Genomic DNA, 23546 nt, shown 5'->3' with positions numbered 1-23546 from the left:
ACATATAAAAAACCCGGTTTAACCGGGTTTTTTCAATTCAATGATCAGATTGCTTATTCTCTGAATATCGGTGTCATCCATCAGTGCCGGCAATTCCAGAAGCTGTTTCATGACCTCTTCACTCTGAAGATGATCGCCTCCGAGCGAATCCTGCAAGACTTTCACCTGCATCTGCATCCGTTCCTGCATCAGTTCATCGGGACTGTCGAGCCCATAAACGATCTCGCAACGAAGGATATTCTCTTTCAGGGACAATACATTGTCAGCCAGACGCTTTCCATAGCCCATATTGAGGCCCGCCATCGCTTTCAAGCCATTATAAAATCGATGGGATATAACGTTTTCCAGCTTGTCCGGCAATGGAGGCAAAGTCTTCCATGCCATATCGTATTTTTCGTCGTCGGACATATCCAGAGAGACATCGTCTGGATTCTGGCAAACTGCCGCCATCCGGCTTTCGACTTCCGAGCAAAGCCTGAGCTTTTCAGGGAGCGATTTCAATGCAGATTGCATTTTTTCCGCTTTCAACTGCACAATTTTATCCCTGATGGCAGAAACAGCCATATCCAGCCTTTTTTGAAGTTCCGCTTCGGACTCTCTTGGAACATTGCCGATGTCTGCCCATTGTTTCAAAAGCTGGCTTAACCGTTGTTCCATACTGCCTGCATCTGTCATCCCGACAGATTCCAGTTCTGTGCAAACAGCTTCTTTCTGCTGAAGATGTTCCAGTCTTTCACTATCAGCTGCCTTGTTCTTTTCCATGCGCCTGTCGTGCAGATTTTCACACACTTCGCGAAAACGGGACCAGAGCTTTTTGTCTTCCCGGTTGTCCAGTGGGAAATTTTTGGCCGCTGTCTGCCATTTTTGCTGAATGGCCTTCAACAGTTTTCCGGAATCCCTGCTATCAGGATCGATTCCACGCACTTCCTCGATCAGCTGCTCCCTCATTTCGATTTCGAGTTGCGACTGTTGGTAAAGCGCATCCCTTACCGGTTGCAGTGCTGTTGAAAAAGCGTCGTCCAGCCTTTTCTTTTCTGCCTTGCCAACCATGCCGATCTGTCGCCACACCTGGGAAATCTGGCGATAAAAATTGATGATCGTTTTCCAGTCCTTGTCTTTGTTATCCGCATCGAAAAACACCGGGTCAAGGCTGTTGATAAACGCTCTGGCATTGTCGATAATGGCTTCGGCCTTCAAAACGTTTTCCTGACGTTCAAGAGCCTGCTCTTTCGCATGTTCCAGAACAGGTTCATAGGCACGGTTGCACAAGGTATCGAACTCGATCCACTGTGCCCTGGCGGCAGTGCCCGATACGGCAGCCAGCGACTTCCACTGTTCACGCGCATTCACGATGGCAGATGACAGCTCGTCAATCGACAAATCCTGTTCAGGCAAGGATTCGACAAAGCGAATGAGTTTTTCACGGGACTGTTGACCACCCCATTTCGCCCAGCCTTTCAGGCGACGGATCTCACTTCTCGATTCGGTCAATTGGTCCCGCTGTTCAGCGGACAAATCCAGCTTGTCGAGATCAAGGCGGCTCAATGCTTCTTCATGAGTAAACGCTTCCTGTGCCAGACCGGCTTCAACGGCCTGTTGCATGGCCTTGAAGTGCTCATCGAAATATTTCAGGGCTTCATTGTCCGGCAATTCCAGTTTGGGCTGTAATGGGGCGATATCGGCAACCTCGACAATAGCCCGGCACAGAACATTCTGATAACGCTCGTCCAGTTCGGAACGCTTTTCGGCATTGCCCAATTTCGGCAACTCCTGCCAGATTTTTTCAAGTTCAGCTTTTTTCAATTCCGCCGAATCGAGCTGCTCCCATTTTTCCAGCCAATCAATACGTTCCGCCACAGACTGAAATTCCTGTGCATAAAGGTCGGACTGCTGTTTTAAGGTATCCAGCTTCGTTTCAAGGGCGGCAAAAGCCTGACGTGGCAGGGAAAGCCATTCTGGCGACTGTTTCCAGCCGTTTATTCTGGCGCCGATTTCTTCCAGTACCGTTGACCGCTCGTCGGGCGTCAGATTGCTGTCGGTTCCGATTTCCGAAAGCCGGCCATCTGCCGCCTTCAATTCCAGTTGCAAATCCACCTGAAGAGCCAGTCTGGAAGTCAGCTGTGAATGAAGGGAATTGAACTGGGCCAGCAATTCGGAAGACAAAAGACCGTTGTCAACCGACGTGATCATTTTCCACTCGCGATCCAGTTCTGCGACAAGATTGGGGGTCAGTCCCGGCTCCTGTACCAGATGGGCCGCTTTTTCAATACAAGTCCCGACATCGGCAAAAAATTTGTCGGAAAAAGCCAGTTCATTCAAACGGGTTTGCACGAGGCGGTAAACACGGCGATCTGTCTTGACGACAGCGGCCCTGACTTTTTCCAGCGCATCTCTGGACTGAATTTTACGTGCCGCAATGAAGCGTGCATCGGCAAACTTGCATTGCAGGACAAAATCCGCAATCAGCAAATCGTCGCCTGACAATTGTTCCGCCTGCTGCAAAGCCTCCTTTTTGGCAAGCTGCGATTCAGATGGCTCTTTCCGGACAGCAGGCTGCGGGATGGCTTTCTGACGCTTTTTACGGAAACAATTTAATAGAAAATTCAGCATAAACCCAGGAATCCGGTTTCATAAAAAAAGACATGATATCAAGACGTGGGGAAAATTAGCTTTTTCTTGTAAAAAAAAATAAAGATTTTTTTCTAAAATCGGATTTATGACGTATTCAGGCCGACAAAAATGCCTGTAAACGACGATGATGGAAAACGGAGAAAGGGAAATACTACTGGGAACCACGACAGATTTTATGCCTTCGATGCATAAAAACCAATCTGGCATAACAATCCATCGGGGACAGTAGTCAGATATGCCTGTGACCGAATCAGTCAACCGGCAACAATATCAGGAAATGTTCAGGAATTGGCGCAACTGCAATGGTACAGTTTGCAGCAGTCATTTGCAGGAGTATCCTGTGCCGTTACCTGTGTATGGATATTGGCAAGCAAATCGTAAGCTTGCGCTCTTTGACTTTGCACGCCAAGCATAATTTCATGATCGAGGCCCATGCTCATATAGCATCTTTTCAAATGATCGGCATGTGCCCTGGACATTGATTTTTTCATAACGAACCTTTCTGTAAAATCTTTTTGAGATAATGGGAACCACCCGATCCGGTTATTGCCCGATTAAGGTAAACCAGTGTGGCCATTCCACAATCACGTGAAGCTATTCCCGCACGCAACTATTCTGCTCCATCCTGAGAACAGGTTCGAATTATTGGGTAAACAATCCGAATGGCAGATCTAGTATTATACCCTGTATTCCGTTTTTGCGTCAGCTGACCGCCAGACAGGGCTTTCCGGAATAATATCCAATACCTCTTTTTCATTCAAGTACTTATCATTGAAGAGTTCTTTGTCTTCTTTAATAAAACTCTCGGCCAGTGCAAACCAGTCGTCTTCCGCAACACCACCCCTGCCGGACACGCCCAATCTGCTTTCTTCATAATCCAGCAGTTTGTTGTTCAGATCGCAATATCTCTGGATCTCCGGCGCAAAAACCTGCCTGTCGATGGTTCCATTATCGATGGCTTCTTTCAGGACAGATTGAAGCAAAACAACACAAACTGAAATGTCTTTCCTGAGTTCTTCCATCTTTTCCAGGATGCCTGTTCCGGGATCATCCGCTTTTATAAAAGGCAAAATGAATTTGTCAAAACGCCTTGTCCTGCGTTCCTGTTCGATTTTTTCGACCAGTGAATACAAAGTGGCCGCCTCATCCATAACAGCCGTTTTGTCCTTTTCGCCACAAAGGCGTTCAAGCAATTTTCTGATCCGGTTATTTTCATTGGCACAGACAATCCGGATATACGTATTCGATAACATGCTTGTCTCACACAAAATATTCTGGATGCAAAAAGGAGAAAAACGGAGGAGCAAAATCGACAAAAAACCGATGTCAATTTATAAAGAACGGAAAAACGAATATCCACCGTCTGAAAATCTTAATATCAATCCTGCTCATGCCGATTGAGGCAAAACAAATTCAATCCGGTGAATTTTGAGAAACATCCGGCCAGTTTCCCTTTTGATTTTTCGGCATGAAATGGACACGGATAAAAATTGCCTGCCGAAAAAACCTGTCGGCAGGCAATGAGCGTCGCACCTGAAAACCTTTATTTGACGCCGATCCTCATCCGATAGCCGAAATCGATGTCGAATTCATCCTGACCGAACGTGGCGGAAACGGCTTTTTCAAACACCACAAGATCTTTTTCAATCATTTCCGGCGCCTTTTTCAGAATCGTCTGCAGGCCACCCTGACTTTTGGCAAGCTCTGCAAGGCGTTCTGAAGTACATTTTTCCGTATTGGAAAAGACGATTTCCCGGGCATAAGTGAAAACCCCGCTTCGGCGGATATTGGCCAGATGCCCTTCCTTGTTCCAGCGCACAAATGAATTTTTGACATCCAGGTTCGTTTCCTCGATCTCAAGCACTTTTCTGAAAAGTTCTGTGTAGGCTTTTTCTGCCTGCCAGTGACAAACCGGAGGCCAGTCACAATCGACAGTCGCAAAAACACCGCCCGGCTTCAGAATACGATTGACTTCAGCCAGTGTCGATTCCGGTTCCATCCAGTGGAAAGACTGGGAACAGACAACGGCATCCACTGAAGCGTTTTCCAGCCCGGTCGCCCCTGAAAAACCTTTTTTGAAAGAGATACCTTCCGTTTCTTTCAATTTCGCAACCGCAAGCATATCGTCGCTCGGCTCGATTCCGGTCAACTTTTCGCACTGCCCTTTCCAGACCAGCGAAGACAAACCTGTCCCACAGCCCAGATCAACAACCTGTTGCGGTTTTCGTCCCAGATAAGTCCGGATGATTTTAACGGGATAAAACGGCATGGCCGGTCTGGCCTGATCGTACACATCGGCAAAACCGGTAAAACGGCCTGCATTTTTCGTGACACTCGAATCCATTTTGCACCTCTTCCGCCATAAAAAAACCCTGCCGGTATCGTTCTCACGATACGACGACAGGGATTTTTCGTCAATTAAGGACGGTTTTTTAACCGCAGGAACCGATCGCCCCGCAAGCCGTGCAGAAATCGCAGCCATCCTTGCGGATAACCGTCGTATTGCCGCATTCGGTACACAGTTTGCCCGGCATTCTCAAAACAGTCGGACGGACGTCGCGAACCGGTTCGTCGGCAACCACACCCAGCGGTTTGACCGGATGGCCATCCGGCGTCAGGATACCCAGCATGGCGTATCGATGGATGACCAGTTGGGCGATGTAGGCGACAGTCGACGGGAAGCTGGCCTGACGTGCCTGTCCGGGTACACGTGCGAGGAAATCGCCACGTGGTTCTGCATAATTCATCAACTTGCGCAGTTTCATGCCGATCCATGCCGGATCGATCACGCGCATATCGACGGAGAGAAGCTTGCACAGGCCATCGAGTGCCCGCGGGTGCCCACCCGTCAATCCTATACTGTATGGGCGACGGGTACCGTCCGGCATTTCCAGTTCTTTCAACATCAGGACGAAATCGTCGCCGGTAGACGGATTCTGTACGTCGGCAACCCAGGCCAGCGTACCGTCCGTACCGGTTCTCGGTTCGTGCGGCGTGAACAGGGCATCCAGTACCGGAGAAGGTTCATCCTCCTTGTGATCCAGCGCGCCGAGCTGGTTGTAACGCCACATGACCAGACGGGCCAGTGCAGCTGTCGTGCTCGGAACCTGTACGAATTCCCCGTTTGGCGGCATCGGCATTTCAAATGAATCACCACCGACGTTGGAAAGCATCGTAAAGCGTTTGTGCAGCCAGCCCCTGTCGTTGGCACGCATGTCGATCGACAGCGTCTTGGCAATGGCATCCAGTCCGCGTGGTGTCTGGCCACCCAGTACCCACACTTCGAAAGGAATGCCGTCATGGTCGGAAACGGCCACGGCGAATTCCCCCTGAGGCGACATGATCTGTTCGCTGATCCATGCCGAAGCACCGGCTGGCAGCGCAGGACGTGACGGCCAGCGCAGGGAAGACAGAGGCGGCGCTATCGTCACTTCTTTCAGGATAATACGTTTGTCCTGTTCGGAGAGTGTGACCGAATGCCCGTTCTTGTCTTCTTTTTTGGTTTCTTTCTCTTTTTCTGTCGGAACGGACAGAATCGCGGTTCTGACGTTATTCGGACGATAGGTCGTGATGCCCTTCAGGCCTTTTTTCCAGGCTTCCATATAAAGGTTCTTGAAATCTTCATAGGGATATTCTTCAGCCACGTTCACTGTTTTGGAAATGGCAGCATCGATATAAGGCGCAACCGCAGCGACCATCAGCATGTGATCGATAGCGGAGATTTCCAGCGCCGAAACGAAATAATCCGGCAGTTTGGAAACGTCGTTTCCCATCGAACGATAAATACGGTAAGCGTGATCCTCGACGGTGTAGTTTTTCTTCGAACCGTCCGGCATGCGTTTGACGCGGTTATAGAACCATGAGAATGCCGGTTCGATACCGTTGGAAGCGTTGTCGGCAAAAGCCAGCGAAATCGTACCCGTGGGTGCAATGGAAGTGAGATGCGAATTGCGAATGCCGTGTTTGCGGATCTGGGCTTTCATCTCTTCCGGCAGACGCGATACGAAACCGCCCTTCAGATAATTTTCGACATCCAGCATCGGGAACGCACCGCGTTCTTTCGCCAGATCGATGGAACCGGAATATGCGGCGTCACGCATGGCTTTGGAGATTTCAGACGACAGGATTCGCGCTTCTTCGGAATCGTAACGGATACCGAGCATGATCAATGCATCGCCCAGACCGGTAAATCCGAGACCGATACGGCGCTTTGCAGCAGCTTCCTTCGCCTGTTCTTCCAATGGCCATTTTGTTGCTGTCAGAACATTGTCCAGCATGCGAACGGCAATTTTGGTCACTCTCGCAAACAGATTGAAATCGAAAAGCGGATGTGCCGAAAACGGAGCCGTGACAAACGACGTCAGGTTCAGACTGCCCAGACAGCAACAGCCATAATCAGGCAGAGGCTGTTCACCACAGGGATTGGTCGCTTCGATGACTTCACAGTAAGCGAGATTGTTTTCCCGGTTGATACGGTCAATGTAAAGCACGCCGGGTTCAGCCGCATTGTAGGTGCTTTTCATCACGAGATCCCAGATATCCCTTGCCTTGACCTTGCTGTAAACCCATTTGCCGTCAGCGCGTTTGTATGAGCCTTTTTCCTTCAGTTCGTTATTCGGTTCCGCTACATGAGCCAGTTCAAAATCACCGTCGCTTTCGACAGCCTGCATGAACTTGTCGGTCACACCGACGGATACGTTGAAATTGCTGAGCTGGTTCTGTTCCTGTTTGATCGTAATGAATTCGACGATGTCCGGATGGTCGATATTCAATACCGCCATCTGTGCACCACGACGTGCACCGGCTGATTCAACCGTTTCGCAGGAACGGTCGAACACTTTCATGTACGAAATCGGACCCGATGCACTGCTGCCGGTACCGCGGACTTTGGCACCACGCGGACGGATGGACGAGAAGTTATAGCCGACACCCCCGCCTCTGCGCATCGTTTCGGCTGCCTGAGCCAGAGCGGTATAAATGCCGGGCTTGCCATCGACCATATTGGTGATGGAGTCCCCTACAGGCTGGACAAAGCAGTTGATCAGCGTTGTCTGCAAGCCGGTTCCGGCTGCACTGCTGACGCGCCCTGCCGGAATGAAGCCGTTTTGCAATGCCCACAAAAATTCTTCAGCGTATTTCTTTTTGTTCTTGGGAGCTTCCACTTCCGCCAAAGCCTGGGCAACCCGTTCCATTACTTCTTCTACACTGGTTTCATTGCCCTTGGCATATTTTTCCAGTAAAACCTCGGTGGAAATTTCCTGCGGCGCATATAACGAATCTGTCGCACTTTCCGAAACTGTCATAGTAGTGACTCCCTCATACAGGTACCGAATTAAATATTTGAGACGATATTTTTTCTTTCACAATCCTGTTTTGAAAAAATCGCCCGTTTTTTTTAACGGAATGCATTCAATCCGTTTTCCTGCCTAATATTAAAATCAAATTTATTGTTCAACTTGCCTTCGCTCAGCAAAGGCGGATTTAATCCAGAGCCGCTATCAGCTCCGGAACCAGCTTGTTCAAATCTCCCACAATACCGTAATCGGCCGTCAGGAAAATCGGTGCATCAGGGTCCTGATTGATCACCACGATAGTCCTGGCATCCTTGATGCCGGCGACATGCTGAACCGCCCCGGAAATTCCGACAGCAATATACAGATCGGGAGCGACGATCTTGCCTGTCTGTCCCACCTGCAAATCATTCGAAATGAAACCGGCATCTACCGCAGAGCGGGATGCGCCGACAGCCGCACCCAGTTTGTCTGCCAGCTGTTCGATCAGTCTGAAATTTTCTGCTGAACCGACACCTTGCCCGCCTGCCACAACAATTTTCGCACTGGACAATTCCGGTCGGTGTGACTTGTCTACCTGATGCGAGAGATAAGACGATTTGCCGTTTCCGGCAACGGCTGCGACCGGTTCAACCGGAGCCGCACTGCCATCCTCCACTGCAGGCGCAAACGCCGTCGTCCTGACAGTAATGACCTTGACCGGGTCGGATGACTGTACCGTTGCAATGGCGTTGCCCGCATAGACAGGCCGCTCGAACGTATCGACTGACACCACTTTCGTGATCTCGGAAATCTGGTTCACATCCAGTTTTGCCGCCACACGGGGCATCATGGCCTTACCGAATGACGTGGCACCGACAAGAATATGGGAATATTCCCCGGTGATCGACAAAACCTGCGCGGCAACGTCTTCAGGCAAGCCGTGTTCCAGATGAGGAGCGTCCGCCACCAGCACTTTGGCGACGCCTGCCATTTTCGCCGCTTTTTCAGCGACGCCCTGACAAGCGGAACCGGCAACCAGAACATGGATGTCCTGACCACACAAGGCAGCGGCAGAAACGGCATGGTATGTGCCATTTTTCAAAGATTGATTGTCATGTTCGGCAACAACAAGTATGGGCATTTCTGATCCTGTATTGAAACTTGATAAACGGCCTGACAAACAGCTTGATCGGTTCAAATCACCTTGGCTTCATTTTTCAGCCGGTCAACCAGCGTCGCGATATCCGGCACCATCCGGACTTCGGAACGCATTGCCGGTTCGGAAACCTTCACGGTTTTCAGATGAGACTCAACCGATACACCCAGCTCATCCGGCGTTGTCATGTCTATCGTTTTTTTCTTTGCCTTCATCATATTCGGCAAGGTCACGTAACGCGGCTCGTTCAGGCGCAAATCAGCGGTGATGACAGCAGGCAATTCCAATGCCAGCGTTTCTTCGCCGTCGTCGATTTCACGTGTGACAATGGCTTTTCCATTTTCAATCGCCACCTTGAAGACCGAAGTCGCCTGAGGCCAGTCCAGAAGCGCCGCCAGCATCTGCCCGGTCTGGTTGGCATCGTCATCCGTTGCCTGTTTTCCCAGAATAACCAGGTCAGGCTGTTCTTTTTCCACCAGCTTCACCAGCAGTTTGGCAACAGCCAGCGGTTGCAGCTTAGCATCGGTCTTGACCAGAATGCCGCGATCGGCACCGATAGCCATCGCGTTTCGCAAGGTATCCTGCGATTTTTCAATGCCACATGAAACGGCGACCACTTCAGAAGCCACACCCGATTCTTTTTGACGGACGGCTTCTTCTACAGCGATCTCATCGAATGGATTCATCGACATCTTGACGTTATCCATTTCAATGCCGCTGCCATCGGGCTTGACCCGGATTTTGGCGTTATAGTCGACAACCCGTTTGACAGGCACCAGTATTTTCATGCATTTACCCCGAAATAATTCTTTTTTCCAACCTACTTGCGCTTCACGATAATGGAAAACACACCCTTGTCTTCAGATTCCCCGATCACAATATTCCCCGTCTGGTTTCCGAAAAAGTGAAAATCGCGCACAGCGGCCGGATCGGTCGCCAGCACTTCCAGCAACTGGCCCGATTCCATATTTGCCAATGCCTTTTTGGCCCGCAAAATCGGCATCGGACATTTCAATCCGCAAGCATCGACTCTCTGATCAACTTTTTTTTCCGCGTCGTTTTCCATTACCCTGCCATCAGCCCAGACGTTCCTGGACCCAGCCTCCCACACTATTCAATGCGCCATCCAGACCGCTTGGATCGGTACCGCCGGCGGCAGCCATATCCGGGCGTCCACCGCCCTTGCCACCGACCTGTTTGGCAACGTGATTCACCAGTTCGCTCGCTTTCAGTTTCGACGTCATATCGGATGTAACGCCCGCAATCAGGCTGACCTTACCGTCATTAACGGCTGCCAGAACGATAGCTGCCGTTTTCAGCTTGTCTTTCAATTTGTCCATCGTGCTTCGCAAGCCCGAAACATCGGCACCTTCAATCATGGCAGCCAGCACCTTGACACCCTTGATGTCTGTTGCCTTGTCGGCCAGATCATCACCCTGACTGGAAGCGAATTTCGCTTTCAGGGTAGAGAGTTCACGGTCGAGACCTTTGATGTGGTCCTGTACCTGTACGATACGGTTCACCAGTTCATCCGGCTGGGTTTTCAGCGCAGAAGCGGCTTCACCAACCTTGCGGGCCATATCCTGAACCCATTGCATGGCCACCAGACCGGTAACCGCCTCGATACGACGGATACCCGCTGCCACGCCCCCTTCGGAAACAACCTTGAAGAAACCGATATCGCCTGTACGGGAAACGTGTGTACCCCCACATAATTCACAGGAAAAACCGATATCCAGCACCCGGACGACATCGCCGTATTTTTCGCCGAAAAGTGCCGTCGCACCATGCGCAATCGCTTCGTCAAAACTCATCTGATGGGTTTCGGTCGGATTGTTCGCCACGATTTCACGATTGACGATTTCTTCAACCTGACGGATTTCATCGTCAGTAATCGGTGCATTATGACTGAAGTCGAAACGGGTTTTTTCCGGATCGACCAGCGAACCGCGTTGCGCGACATGCGAACCGAGAACCTGACGCAATGCCTTGTGCATCAGATGGGTTACCGAGTGGTTCCGCATCGTCTGGGCACGCATTTCCATATTCACGCGACCGTCGAGCTTGTCACCGATCGTTATCGTTCCATTGACGAGCTTGCCGTGATGGCCGGCCACGTCGGCCTGAATTTTCTGGGTATCTTCAACATCGAAACGCACTCCGTTACCGACCAGTGTACCGACGTCACCCACCTGACCGCCGGACTCGGCATAAAACGGTGTCGTATCCAGAACAATCACGCCATTCTGGCCGGTCTCTATTTTGTCAACGGGAGTACCGTCACGATAAATGGCCACAACCGTACCGACCTCTTCCAGCCGTTCGTAACCGACGAACTGCGTCTTTTCACCGTGATATTCCAGAGCGGCCGCCATCTTGAACTTGCCGGAAGCACGGGCCGTCGCTCTCTGTTTTTCCATGGCAACGTCAAAACCCGCTTCATCGACCGTCATGTTTCTTTCGCGGCAGATATCCGCCGTCAGATCCAGCGGGAAACCGTAGGTATCGTAAAGGGTGAAAGCCGTTTCACCGTTCAATACCGTCGAACTGTCCGTCAGTGCCGATTCAAGGATCTTCATGCCGTTATCGAGCGTTTCGCCGAAACGTTCTTCTTCATGGCGCAAAACGCGCTGGACATAACCGGCCGCTTCCACCAGTTCCGGATAGGCTGCGCCCATTTCCTTCACAAGATCTTCAACCAGCTTGTAAAAGAAAGGTTTGGTCTGACCGAGCTTGTAACCGTGGCGCAAGGCGCGGCGGATAATGCGGCGCAATACGTAGCCGTGACCGTCGCTGCCCGGAATCAGCCCGTCAACGATCATGAAAGACGTCGCGCGGATATGGTCGGCAATGACTTTCAGGGAATTGTTCGTCAAATCGGTCGTACCCGTTTCGCGAGCAGCGGCCTTGATCAGGTTCTGGAACAGGTCGATTTCATAATTGCTGTGAACGTGCTGGAGTACGGCAGCCAGTCGTTCCAGTCCCATACCGGTATCGACACAAGGGCTTGGCAATGGCGTCATATTGCCCTGTTCATCCCGGTTGAACTGCATGAACACCAGATTCCAGATTTCAATATAACGGTCACCGTCTTCGTCAGGGCTTCCCGGAGGGCCACCGGCAACGTCAGGACCGTGATCGTAAAAGATTTCACTGCAAGGACCACATGGGCCGGTATCGGCCATTTGCCAGAAGTTATCCGACGCGTAACGGGCACCCTTGTTGTCGCCGATGCGGACAATTCTTTCTTTCGGCAGACCGATTTCATTGGCCCAGATGTCATAGGCTTCGTCGTCTTCGTAATAAACGGTTGCCCAGAGCTTGTCGGCAGGGAGTTTGTAAACCGTCGTCAACAGTTCCCACGCATAGTGGATCGCATCCCGCTTGAAATAATCGCCGAAGCTGAAGTTGCCCAGCATTTCGAAAAAAGTATGGTGACGTGCCGTATACCCGACATTTTCAAGGTCGTTATGCTTGCCGCCCGCACGCACGCAGCGTTGCACGGACGTGGCACGCGTATAGGGACGTTTGTCGAGTCCCAGGAAAACGTCCTTGAACTGCACCATTCCTGCATTGGTCAGCATCAGGGTGGGATCGTTGGCAGGAACCAGCGAGCTCGAACGGACGATAGTATGGCCCTTGGCTTCAAAAAAGCTCAGAAACTTTTGACGAATTTCGGCAGATTTCATTTTTGTATTGAAAGTAGGCAAGAATGCTGAAACAACGATTATAAAAGAAAAAAACCCGACACACCCGACAGTTTTATAGCCAGAATGAACGGTTGAATCCGCTTGAAAGCCCTTGTGGAAACAAAAATGAAAGGCTTCACAGGCATTTCGTTCTGTTCACGAATTACATCGATATTTTTGTCATTGTGGTTTAAATAAAACAGTTCATTTGAATTGCAAAACAGCCTGTTCGAACAGGCTGTTTTTCAGGTTCCAACCAGTCACGTCATCAGCCCATCCATTTGCGGGCATTGCGGAACATACGCATCCAGGGAGAACTTTCCGCCCAGAAATCAGGCGCCCAGGATTGCTGTACTGTCCTGAAGACCCGTTCGGCATGAGGCATCAATACCGTAAAGCGGCCATCGGCTGTCGTCACCGACGTCATACCCTCTGGCGAACCATTCGGATTCATCGGATACATTTCCGTTGGCATGCCCTTATGGTCGACGTAACGCATGGCAACCAGTGCCTTGTCCATATTCCCTTGCTGCGAGAAATCGGCGCGTCCTTCACCGTGCGAGACAACGATCGGCGCTCTTGTGCCTTCCATACCGTTGAAGAAAATGGACGGTGATTTTTGAATTTCAACCATCGTGAAGCGCGCTTCAAACTGTTCCGAACGATTACGGACAAATTTCGGCCAGTCTTCCGCTCCCGGAATAATCGAGGCGAGACTGCTCATCATCTGGCACCCGTTACAGATACCCAATGCAAACGTATCCTGACGGATGAAGAAAGTCTCGAACTGTTCTTTCAGCATATCATTGAACAGGATCGTTTTCGCCCAGCCTTCGCCTGCGCCCAGTACATCACCGTAGGAAAAACCGCCGACAGCAATCAGCCCCTTGCAATCGTCCAGCGACATACGTCCACTGATCAAATCACTCATATGGACATCAATCGCTTCGAAACCGGCCTTGTGCATGACATACGCGGTTTCAACATGCGAGTTGGAGCCCTGTTCACGCAGGATCGCAACCTGTGGACGTGCGCCCTTGCCGATAAACGGGGCGGCGATATCCTCTTCCATATCGAAAGTCACCAGAGGAGCCATTCCCGTATCGCTTACGTCCAGAATACGGTCGTATTCCATATCGGCACATTCCGGATTGTCGCGCAAACGGGCGATTCGCCAGCTTGTTTCACTCCACAAACGGTGCAGGTTGACGCGGGAATGCGTACAAACCGGCATACCGCGCAAATTGAATTGCAGTGTTTCACCTTCAGTGACGGTACCCAGAACGTGCGTTGCCTTGTCGAGTCCCGCCCTTTTCAGCGCCATCTTTATTTTTCTGAGATCGGCAACACGGATCTGGATGACCGCACCCAATTCCTCATTGAACAGTGCCGACAGAACATTTTCCTTGTCAGTGCCTTTATCGACAGCAGCATCGACAACCGAATCCAGATCGATCGACAGTCCACAGCGACTGGCGAATGCCATTTCGCATAATGTGGCAAAAAGACCGCCATCCGAACGGTCGTGGTAAGCCAGAATCCTGTCTTCCCTGTTCTGTTTCTGGATAACGGCAAAGAACGCCTTCAAATCGTCGGCACTGTCGACATCCGGCACGATTGACCCGATCTGTTGCGTGACCTGAGCCAGAGCGGAAGCGCCCATACGGTTCTTGCCGCGTCCGAGATCGATCAGGAGCAGGACTGTTTCACCGACATCCGTATTCAGCAGAGGCGTCAATGCGCCACGCACGTCCGGCACCGGCGCAAAGGCGGACACGATCAGTGAAACAGGCGACATCACATCTTTATCCTGTTCCCCGTCTTTCCATGTCGTTCTCATCGAGAGCGAATCCTTGCCGACAGGAATGCTGATTCCCAGTTCCGGGCACAAATCCATGCCGACTGCCTTGACGGTATCGAACAGGGCTGCATCCTGACCGGGTTGTCCACACGCTGCCATCCAGTTGGCCGACAGCTTGATATCCGATATGTCCCTGATTGGAGCGGACGCGATATTGGTCAGCGCCTCACCGATTGCCATACGACCCGAAGCCGGAGCGTCGATAACGGCCAGAGGTGTCCTTTCGCCCATCGCCATCGCTTCGCCTGCGTAGCCTTCAAAACTCATCAGCGTCACAGCACAGTCTGCAACCGGCACCTGCCAGGGTCCGACCATCTGGTCACGGCTCGTCATGCCACCAACCGAACGGTCGCCGATCGTGATCAGAAACGATTTGTCGCCCACCGTTGGCAGGAGCATCACGTCTTTGGCGACCTTGTCGATATCGAGATGGTCGAGCTTGATGGCTGGATAATCGTGGGCAACGTGAGTTACGTCACGATGCATTTTCGGCGGTTTGCCGAGCAACACATCCATCGGCATATCGACCGGTTCGTTCTTATATTCGGGATCGACGACTTTCAGCTGTCTTTCTTCCGTTGCCACCCCGACGATGGAGTACGGACAGCGTTCACGGCCGCACAAATCGTCGAAGAGTTGAATGCTTTCCTGTCCGACCGCCAGAACATAGCGTTCCTGCGACTCATTGCTCCAGATTTCACGTGGCGACAAACCGCTCTCTTCCAGCGGGACATTGCGCAAATCGAATACCGCACCGCGATTGGCGTCATTCGTGATTTCCGGGAAGGCATTCGACAAGCCACCTGCGCCCACATCATGAATCGACAGGATCGGATTCTTGTCTTTCATCGCCCAACAGGCGTTGATCACTTCCTGCGCACGACGCTGCATTTCAGGATTGCCGCGTTGTACCGAATCGAAATCCAGATCGGCCGTATTGGCACCTGTCGCCATTGACGAAGCGGCACCTCCTCCCATGCCGATACGCATACCGGGGCCACCCAGCTGGATCAGCAAGGTGCCAACCGGCAATTCATTCTTTCTGGTATGCAAGTCCGAAATGGAACCGATACCACCTGCCAGCATGATCGGCTTGTGATAACCGAACACCTGATTGTCCACATTTTGTTCGTAAGTCCGGAAATACCCCGTCAGATTCGGCCGGCCGAATTCATTATTGAACGCCGCACCGCCGATAGGGCCATCGATCATGATCTGCAATGGAGAGGCGATCCGGTCAGGCTTGCCATAAACGGCCTGATCATCCGTTTTTTCATCTTTGGTGGCGTCAGCCGTGTTTTCCCAGCTACGCTGTGCTTCAGGCAATTGAAGATTGGAAACGGTAAAACCGGTCAAACCGGCTTTCGGTTTCGCACCGCGACCCGTGGCGCCTTCATCACGGATTTCACCGCCGGAACCGGTAGCCGCGCCCGGGAATGGAGAAATCGCCGTCGGATGATTATGCGTTTCCACCTTCATCAGAATATGAGCCAATTCTTCATTCGGACGATAGATATAATCGTTTTGTCCGCTCTGTGGATAAAAGCGCATGACCTTTTTGCCCTCGATAATCGAGGAATTATCACTGTAGGCGACAATCGTGCCTTCAGGGTGTTTTTCATGCGTATTGCGGATCATCGCAAAAAGCGAACTGGACTGGTCCTTGCCATCGATCGTCCAGTCGGCATTGAAAATCTTGTGACGGCAGTGTTCGCTGTTTGCCTGTGCGAACATCATCAGTTCAACGTCTGTCGGATTGCGGCCTGCCCTGGAAAAAGCGTCGAAAAGGTAATCGATTTCATCGTCAGACAAGGCAAGACCCAACTCGCCATTGGCCTTGACCAGTGCGTCTTTTCCACCGGAAACGACATCGACATATTCAAGTGGTTTCGCTTCGAGTTCCTGAAACAGGGCCTTGGCATCCTTGCGTTTTTCGAGAACCATTTCTGTCATGCGGTCATGCAGTTTGTCCATCAACTGCAGACGAACGTCTTCCGAAAGGGGTGCTCCCTTTTTGGGGCGCTGGATACGATATGAAGTGCCGCGTTCCACCCGTTTGATATCGTTCATTCCACAATTGTGGACAATATCCGTCGCCTTGGAAGCCCAGGGAGAAATCGTTCCGATGCGCGGGACAACCACATATTCGTCACCTTTTTCACTGCCCGTAAATGGATCGCCATAAGTCAGCAAGGCATTCAGGCGGTCAAGCTCTTCTTTCGAAATGGTATCGGGGCCATCGACAAAATGCAGGTAGCGCGCCGTTACACCCGTAATGGCAGGATCAATCGCCTGCAGGGCGGACAAAAGTCTTTGGGCGCGAAAGGCGGACAAGGCATTGGAGCCAGCGAGAATAAGCATAAGGTCTAGTCAAAAATGGAAAAATTCGGGCAAAAACCGGGAATTGATTATTATACCCTTGCCATCAAAACAGCAACAGTGCGGCCATTAAAAAGGCTTTGCCGCGTGTCTTTATGCCGGAATTTTATTTTTTGGAAGGGGCGGAAGGAAACAGAACGGAAACGATCAGTCCCCCCTCTTTTCTGTTGTCGAGTGAAACACGGCCACGATAACGTTTGGCGATCCGCAAAACGATAGCGAGCCCCAGACCGGAACCGTTTGCCTGACCTCTTGCATCATCCATTCGGGTAAAGGGACGCAACATCCTCTCGAAACTGTCTTCAGGCACACCCTGACCGTGATCGGCGATTTCAATCAACACGCCATCACCCTGTCGCCTGCATACCACATCCACTCTGGCAGTGCCGTCTTCCGAACGGCCATAACGATCGATATTGGTCAGAATGTTATTGAACAGGCGGCGAATGTCGATCTCGCTGGCAGCGATCTGGAGCCCTTCTTCAATATTCGCGTCTATGTCCATGTCAGGATGACGCTGTGCGTCTTCCACCAGCACATGCATCAGCGAACCGAGGTCGAGGATTTCCGTACTGACCGGATTGTTCAGGCGTGCATAATCCAGAAATTGTCCTACTATCGCATCCATTTGCGTAATGTCAGACTGCATGCCATCCTTGCTTTCTTCAGACAGGGAAGAGAGTTCAAGCTCGAGCCGCATACGGGAAAGAGGAGTCCTCAAATCGTGCGAAATTCCGGCCAGGATTTCCGTCCTGTCCGAGTCGACCCGTTCAAGATCCTTGACCATCTGGTTGAAACTGTGATTGGCTTCCCTGATCTCGGAAACCCCTTTTTCAGGTAGGGGTTCGGGGGATTTTCCATTAGCCATCAATCTGGCCGCGTAAGCCAGTCGCGCAAGCGGTTCATTCAAAAGACGCGAAATCAGGCCTGCCCCTATCAGGGACAAAAGCAGGACAACACCACCCCACCCTAGCCACCTCAAGCCGGATATCCCCTTCAACCGGCCGTTATCCAGCCGAAGCCAGTAAACATCGTCCTCTTCCAGCTGGAAACTGATCCAGAAACCGGGCATATCGTTGACCTTCGGCGAAATGATCGTATCTTCCCCCATCTTTTGCTGAACGACGGGAAGCATGCTCTGCATCAAATCGTCTCCATCAGTAACCGGATCGATTTTGTCAGTCGGTTCCAGCGGATAAATCCGGATGCCTTCATTGCTGGCCAAATCGAACAGGAGTTCCCGCCTCAGTTCAGGCGCTGAATGCGCCAGTGCCGCCCGGGTAATCGTCACAAGAGAAACGATCTGGTCTGCAACCTGTCTCGCCCTTGGACCCCGCTGCTCGATGCGAAAACTGGCAATCCAAGCTCCCATGCTGACCATCAGCAGGATACCGACCAGAAAGAAAGTACGCCAGAAAAGACCGCTTTTCCACCAGGGTGTCGGCGACACCGGCAAAACAGAAGAGGCTTGCGTCTGTGAAAAATCGGTCATGGCATAGAAGATTATTGAGAAGCACCGTCCGGGATGAAAACGTAACCAAGCCCCCATACCGTCTGGATATACAGTGGATGTGAAGGGTCCGGTTCAATGAGCTTGCGCAATCGTGAAATCTGCACATCCAGACTGCGGTCGAATACCTCGTATTCACGGCCTTTTGCAAGTCCCATCAACTTGTCACGGGACAAAGGCTGGCGCGCATGGCGCGCAAAAGCCTTCAACACAGCGAATTCACCTGTCGTCAACGATACGCTTTCCCCGTTTTTCCTGAGCGTGCGATTCCCGAGATCCAGTTCGAACTCGCCAAAATTGAAAATCTGCTGCATTTCAGAAGGTGATCCGGGGACTTCATCCGGACGTTTCCTTCGCAAGACAGCGCTGATGCGAGCGAGCAGTTCACGGGGATTGAACGGCTTAGGAAGATAATCGTCAGCCCCCATTTCAAGCCCGACAATGCGGTCCGTATCCTCGCCCTTTGCCGTCAGCATGATAATCGGCGTCTGGTCACCGCCTCCGCGCAAACGCCTGCAAATCGAGAGGCCATCTTCGCCGGGAAGCATCAAATCCAGCACCAAAAGGTCAAAACGTTCACGCACCCAGAAACGGTTCATGGTCTGTGCATTTTCAGCCGTCGTCACGGCAAAACCGTTTTCAGCCAGATAACGGCGGAGCAAATCTCTCAGACGCACATCGTCATCCACCACCAGGATTTTTGTCTGACGTTCCTGTTTTTCCAATTTATCTTCTGTACTCATATTCGATACGTCCACTAGAAAATTCTCGGTATGTTCAGACTAGACCAAAAAGAAAAACAAGCTAAATGGCCTTACATTAAGTTACAAACTTTACTGTTTTTTCGTTACTGAATCGATCCATACAGAATACACTTGTCAAAAATTGCGATCGGTAACTTTGAATTGCACAATTATATGACGGTAAAAGACATGAAAACCATTTCATCATTTCTTTTGGGAATTTTGCTCCTTTTCGGCTTGAATCAGGCATTTGCCGCTCCTGTTTGCGACCGGTCAAACACCTCGAATGCCTGCAGAATCGAGCATAAAAAGGCACAAACCCGAAATCATACGGACAGAAACCTGCAACGTTCCCTCCGACGCCAGCATACACGGGAAGCCTACGGACATGACATGAATAAAACACATGGCATGGACGATGATGCCCCTCGCTTTCACAAAGGCAAAAGAATGACTCCGGATGAACGAAACCGACTGAGACAGCAGATTGATGAGGCCGGGCAAGCCATTTATCATCAATAGTTCTTTCTGACGTTTATATGCAACGTCATTATCGGCACATATGCCATTGAAAAGTCCGGCAAAACTGGCGCATAAAATCATTTTATGTCAAAATAGCGTGTTTAAAAGTTTCAGCTGGCTCAGCAGACTTTTTTAAACCAATTTGACTTAACCAGGCAAGTGGTTGGCAATCAGGTCACGAAGCAGGCATGACCAATGAAGTGCCGATTGGCTACCAATATATTAGAGGCAATAAATGAAAGAAGGCATTCACCCGGATTACCGTGAAGTCGTGTTCCAGGACGTTTCCTGCGACTTCAAATTCATCACCCGTTCCACCATTGCAACGCGTGAAACCATCATGTTCGAAGGTAAAGAATACCCACTCGTAAAAGTTGAAGTTTCAGCTGAATCTCATCCGTTCTACACCGGTAAATACAAAATCGTCGATACCGCTGGTCGCGTTGAAAAATTCCGCCAGAAATTCGGCAACGTCGGTTCCAAAGTTGCCCGCTAATTTTTTCCGAGCGAAAAAAGCAGCTTCGGCTGCTTTTTTTTTCCAAGAAGCCCGTTGGCTGAATCAGAACCAGAACAAAACACATGTCCGATACGCAGCCCAGCCTGATCCCCTCACCCAAACCGGTACGCCTGTCAGCGTCGGCGACACTGGCTTTGCCGCGCTGGGGCATCCTGTTGCTGTGCCTGCTGTATATCCTGCCCGGACTGATCGGGCGTGACCCATGGAAGAACGCTGACGCAGCCGACTTCGGTGTCATGTGGACCATGGCACAACACGGATGGCAGGACTGGCTATGGCCCAATATCTCCGGATTGCCTGTAGCCGGTTCAGGCCCGCTGACCTTCTGGCTCGGCGCCATCTGCATCAAACTGTTCGGCGGCATTCTGGGAGCGCCTCTGGCCGCCCGTCTCGCCCCGTTCTGTTTCTTTTTGATCGGTGCCTATTCCGTCTGGCATACCACCTTTATACTGGGCAGGCGCAATTCGGCCCAGCCGATGAGACTGGCATTTGGCGGACAACCTGAAGCGAACGCATACGGCCGAATGCTGGCAGACGGCGCACTGCTGATTTATCTGGGATGTCTTGGCCTTTTGATGCACAGCCACGAAACCAGTGTCGAGGCATTGTTCGTCGCCCTGATTGCATACAACCTGTATCGCTGCGCAAGATACCTTGATGTCCCTTCCATAAAAAACGCCTGTCTTTTGGGACTGGCACTGGGTGCACTGGCACTGACCAATGGGCTGGTTACCCCTTTCGGACTCTTTTTCTGCTTTTTCGTCGGCATCTTCTTTTGCAAGCCACCAAGACAAAAACACATCATCAATCTGGTGATCGCTTTCACCGTTTCGATTGCAATCGTCATCATCTGGTGGCTGGCCGAACAAACAGCCCGGCCATATAACAGTTCCCCATTTAACGCATGGCTCGTCTGGAACGCCAGCCAGTTCGGCATCCCCAGCTTCGATTCCATCAAATACTTCTTCAAAAACGGAATCTGGTTTTTCTGGCCCGCATGGCCATATGCCCTCTGGGCCATTTACGCATGGCGTCGCGAATGGCGTTCGGCTCACGTCCTCTTGCCTCTTTTGTTCACGATTACCTTTTTCGTTCTCGCCATCTTCAATCCGGGCAAAGAAGAAACCGTCCTGCTTTCCATGCTGCCTCCGCTGGCCATACTGGCTGCGATGGGTTTGCCGACCATGAAACGGGGCGCCATCAACGCCATCGACTGGTTCTCGGTCATGACACTGACCATCTGTGCCCTGTTCATCTGGGTAGCATGGACAGCCGCAAACACAGGCTGGCCGGCAGGAATTGCCAAAAACGCAGCCAAGCTGGCACCCGGATTCACACCTGAAGTCAATATGGTCGCGACACTGGTTGCCCTGTGTGTGACGATTGGCTGGTTCGCACTGGTTTACTGGCGGCTTTCCCGCCAGCCTTCCGTTTTGTGGCGTGCCGTCGTGCTGTCTACCGGCGGCGTCATCCTGTGCTGGGTACTGCTCGCAACATTATGGATGCCATGGATCAACTACAATAAAAGTTATGCCGGAATCGCTACCGAAATGGCGGCAAAAGTCACTGACAGGAACAGCTGTATCAGGACAAATGTCTCCGGCTCCCAACGCGCCGTTTTCGCCTACTTCGGAAATGTCCGTTTTGAAGGCTTTGAAGCTGAAAAATGCGATTACCTGCTCCTCGGTGATCGGGTTCCCAAATACAATCGGCCGGCCTCTCCGAAAACCCATAATGGCATGAAGCTGATCTGGGAAGGCCACCGTCCGAGCGACCGTGGCGAACGATTCCGTCTTTATCAGTCCGTTCCGTGAAAACAGGACCCGCTTCATCCAGACCCACCTCAAGCATCATCGGGCTGGCCGTCCCCATCTGGATCGGCCAGCTGGCTGCCATCGCCAATCCTGTCGTCGATACGGCAATGGTTTCGAGATATTCGGTAACCGATCTGGGCGCGCTTGCCGTCGCAGCATCCGTATATATCAGTGTATACGTTGCCTTGAACGGCGTCATGCAATCGCTCGCGCCGACATTCGGGCAACTGTTTGGCGCCGGAAAATTTCCCGAAATGGGAAAAGAAGCCAAACAGGGAGTATGGCTCGCCATATTCCTTTCCATCATCGGTTCCCTGTTGCTCAGTTTTCCGCAACCGCTCTTTTCCATCGCCAAAGCTTCTCCGGAAATGACCGAAAAAGCGACGCTGTACCTTCGCATACTGGCGTTTTCATTACCGGCCTCGCTTAATTTTCTGGTTTACAACACCTTGAATAATGCGATGGCGCGACCAAAAATGGTCATGGCCATTCAGGTAACCGGCCTTTTGTTGAAAATCCCCTTAAATACACTCTTCATCTTCGGAGGATGGGGAATTCCCGCATTCGGGGGGCCGGGATGTGCGATCGCCACATTCATCATTGTCTGGCTGGAATTATTGATCGGCTGGCTCATTCTCCGATACAACCCGTTTTACCGGATACTCCATCTGTTCGGCACCGGCTTTGCCTGGCCGAACTGGAAATCACTGAAAGAATTACTAAGTCTGGGTATCCCTGTGGGGCTGAATTATTTCATTGAAGTGACTTCGTTTACTTTCATGGCGCTGTTCATTGCCAGGATCGGCGTCAATGCCGTTGCAGGCCACCAGATCGTCGCCAATTTCTCCGGTGTCCTTTACATGTTGCCGTTGTCCCTTGCCAGCGCCACCAGCACGCTGGTCGCCCAGTCCATCGGAGGGCGACGACTGGAGATAGCCCGAAAAATATCGTTTGCAGGCATCAGGCTGTCTGCCATACTTGCCATTATCGTCGCCTGTGCCGTCTGGCTGGGAAAAGACTGGATCATCAGCCTTTACACATCAAACGAAACCGTTGCCGCCAATGCGGCTCCTCTTTTTCTGTTCCTGTGCAGCCTGCTTTTTTTCGATGCCATACAGGTAACGGCATCTTATGTCCTTCGTGCGTACAAGGTCGTGCTCGCCCCGACCCTGTTATACGTCATGACACTCTGGTGTATCGGCCTCGGTTGCGGATACATGTTTGCCTTCAACTTCTTCCCGGACTATATTCCCCCCAGAATCACCGGTTCTTCCGGTTTCTGGTTCAGCAATTGCGTCAGCCTTGTCATTCTTTCTGTCGGAATGATCATCATCATGAGAAAAACGGAAAAGAAAGCTGAAGTACAATTTCAGGCGAGCCTGCAAAAACAGGACACAGCAGTAAAATAAGATTTCACATGTCTGGCAATTCAACCCGGCAGGAAAGTCGAC

The 23546-nt window shown here is 51.3% G+C and carries 16 protein-coding genes; 4 read left to right on the top strand and 12 right to left on the bottom strand.

What is annotated here, in order from left to right; genetic code table 11:
• Nucleotides 1-18: 18 nt before the first annotated feature.
• From BRW83_RS04810 to ompR, 12 genes are all read right to left on the bottom strand, one after another.
• On the bottom strand, nt 19-2610 hold the full coding sequence (locus BRW83_RS04810) for a DUF349 domain-containing protein (RefSeq protein WP_005881100.1): 2592 nt from the start codon (nt 2608-2610) through the stop codon (nt 19-21).
• Between the two features lie 302 nt (nt 2611-2912).
• Nucleotides 2913-3122: a hypothetical protein gene (locus BRW83_RS04805; RefSeq protein ID WP_036603015.1), complete on the bottom strand. Its 210-nt coding sequence runs from the start codon at nt 3120-3122 to the stop codon at nt 2913-2915.
• 186 nt (nt 3123-3308) lie between these two features.
• On the bottom strand, nt 3309-3884 hold the full coding sequence (locus BRW83_RS04800) for a hypothetical protein (RefSeq protein ID WP_005881101.1): 576 nt from the start codon (nt 3882-3884) through the stop codon (nt 3309-3311).
• A gap of 290 nt (nt 3885-4174) precedes the next feature.
• A complete protein-coding gene (locus BRW83_RS04795) occupies nt 4175-4975 on the bottom strand; it encodes a class I SAM-dependent methyltransferase (RefSeq protein ID WP_005881103.1) in 801 nt (266 codons plus the stop codon).
• 88 nt (nt 4976-5063) lie between these two features.
• Nucleotides 5064-7934 carry an adenosylcobalamin-dependent ribonucleoside-diphosphate reductase gene (locus BRW83_RS04790; protein ID WP_036603017.1) on the bottom strand — a complete coding sequence of 957 codons (2871 nt, stop codon included), beginning with the start codon at nt 7932-7934 and terminating at the stop codon, nt 5064-5066.
• A 178-nt stretch (nt 7935-8112) separates the two neighbouring features.
• Nucleotides 8113-9045: an electron transfer flavoprotein subunit alpha/FixB family protein gene (locus tag BRW83_RS04785; protein ID WP_005881107.1), complete on the bottom strand. Its 933-nt coding sequence runs from the start codon at nt 9043-9045 to the stop codon at nt 8113-8115.
• A gap of 53 nt (nt 9046-9098) precedes the next feature.
• A complete protein-coding gene (locus BRW83_RS04780) occupies nt 9099-9848 on the bottom strand; it encodes an electron transfer flavoprotein subunit beta/FixA family protein (protein WP_005881109.1) in 750 nt (249 codons plus the stop codon).
• Between the two features lie 32 nt (nt 9849-9880).
• Entirely contained in the window at nt 9881-10126 is a 246-nt protein-coding gene (locus BRW83_RS04775; protein WP_005881111.1) for a sulfurtransferase TusA family protein, read from the bottom strand.
• Between the two features lie 10 nt (nt 10127-10136).
• Nucleotides 10137-12749: an alanine--tRNA ligase gene (alaS, locus tag BRW83_RS04770; RefSeq protein WP_036603021.1), complete on the bottom strand. Its 2613-nt coding sequence runs from the start codon at nt 12747-12749 to the stop codon at nt 10137-10139.
• 268 nt (nt 12750-13017) lie between these two features.
• Nucleotides 13018-16971, bottom strand: coding sequence for a phosphoribosylformylglycinamidine synthase (purL, locus tag BRW83_RS04765; protein ID WP_005881115.1), 3954 nt, complete (start codon nt 16969-16971; stop codon nt 13018-13020).
• Between the two features lie 124 nt (nt 16972-17095).
• Nucleotides 17096-18481, bottom strand: a complete 1386-nt coding sequence (locus BRW83_RS04760; RefSeq protein WP_005881117.1) for an ATP-binding protein — start codon at nt 18479-18481, stop codon at nt 17096-17098.
• 11 nt (nt 18482-18492) lie between these two features.
• Entirely contained in the window at nt 18493-19242 is a 750-nt protein-coding gene (gene ompR, locus BRW83_RS04755) for an osmolarity response regulator transcription factor OmpR (RefSeq protein ID WP_005881119.1), read from the bottom strand.
• Between the two features lie 189 nt (nt 19243-19431).
• Here ompR and BRW83_RS04750 point away from each other — a divergent pair, with 189 nt between their 5' ends.
• The 4 genes from BRW83_RS04750 to BRW83_RS04735 all read left to right on the top strand — a co-directional run bounded on the left by BRW83_RS04750 (nt 19432) and on the right by BRW83_RS04735 (nt 23504).
• A complete protein-coding gene (locus BRW83_RS04750; protein ID WP_145814991.1) occupies nt 19432-19764 on the top strand; it encodes a hypothetical protein in 333 nt (110 codons plus the stop codon).
• A gap of 235 nt (nt 19765-19999) precedes the next feature.
• Entirely contained in the window at nt 20000-20260 is a 261-nt protein-coding gene (locus BRW83_RS04745) for a type B 50S ribosomal protein L31 (RefSeq protein WP_005881121.1), read from the top strand.
• Nucleotides 20261-20343: 83 nt separating this feature from the next.
• Entirely contained in the window at nt 20344-22095 is a 1752-nt protein-coding gene (locus BRW83_RS04740) for an ArnT family glycosyltransferase (RefSeq protein WP_005881122.1), read from the top strand.
• Nucleotides 22092-23504 (top strand): MATE family efflux transporter, encoded by a 1413-nt coding sequence (locus BRW83_RS04735; RefSeq protein WP_005881124.1) that lies wholly within the window; start codon nt 22092-22094, stop codon nt 23502-23504. The genes BRW83_RS04740 and BRW83_RS04735 overlap by 4 nt, the downstream gene beginning before the upstream one ends.
• Nucleotides 23505-23546: the final 42 nt, after the last annotated feature.

The sequence above is a fragment of the Oxalobacter formigenes genome, from assembly GCF_002127965.1.
Classification (GTDB): domain Bacteria; phylum Pseudomonadota; class Gammaproteobacteria; order Burkholderiales; family Burkholderiaceae_D; genus Oxalobacter; species Oxalobacter formigenes.
Note: the sequence above shows the minus strand (reverse complement) of the source record. Positions and strands in the feature narration are given on the sequence as shown.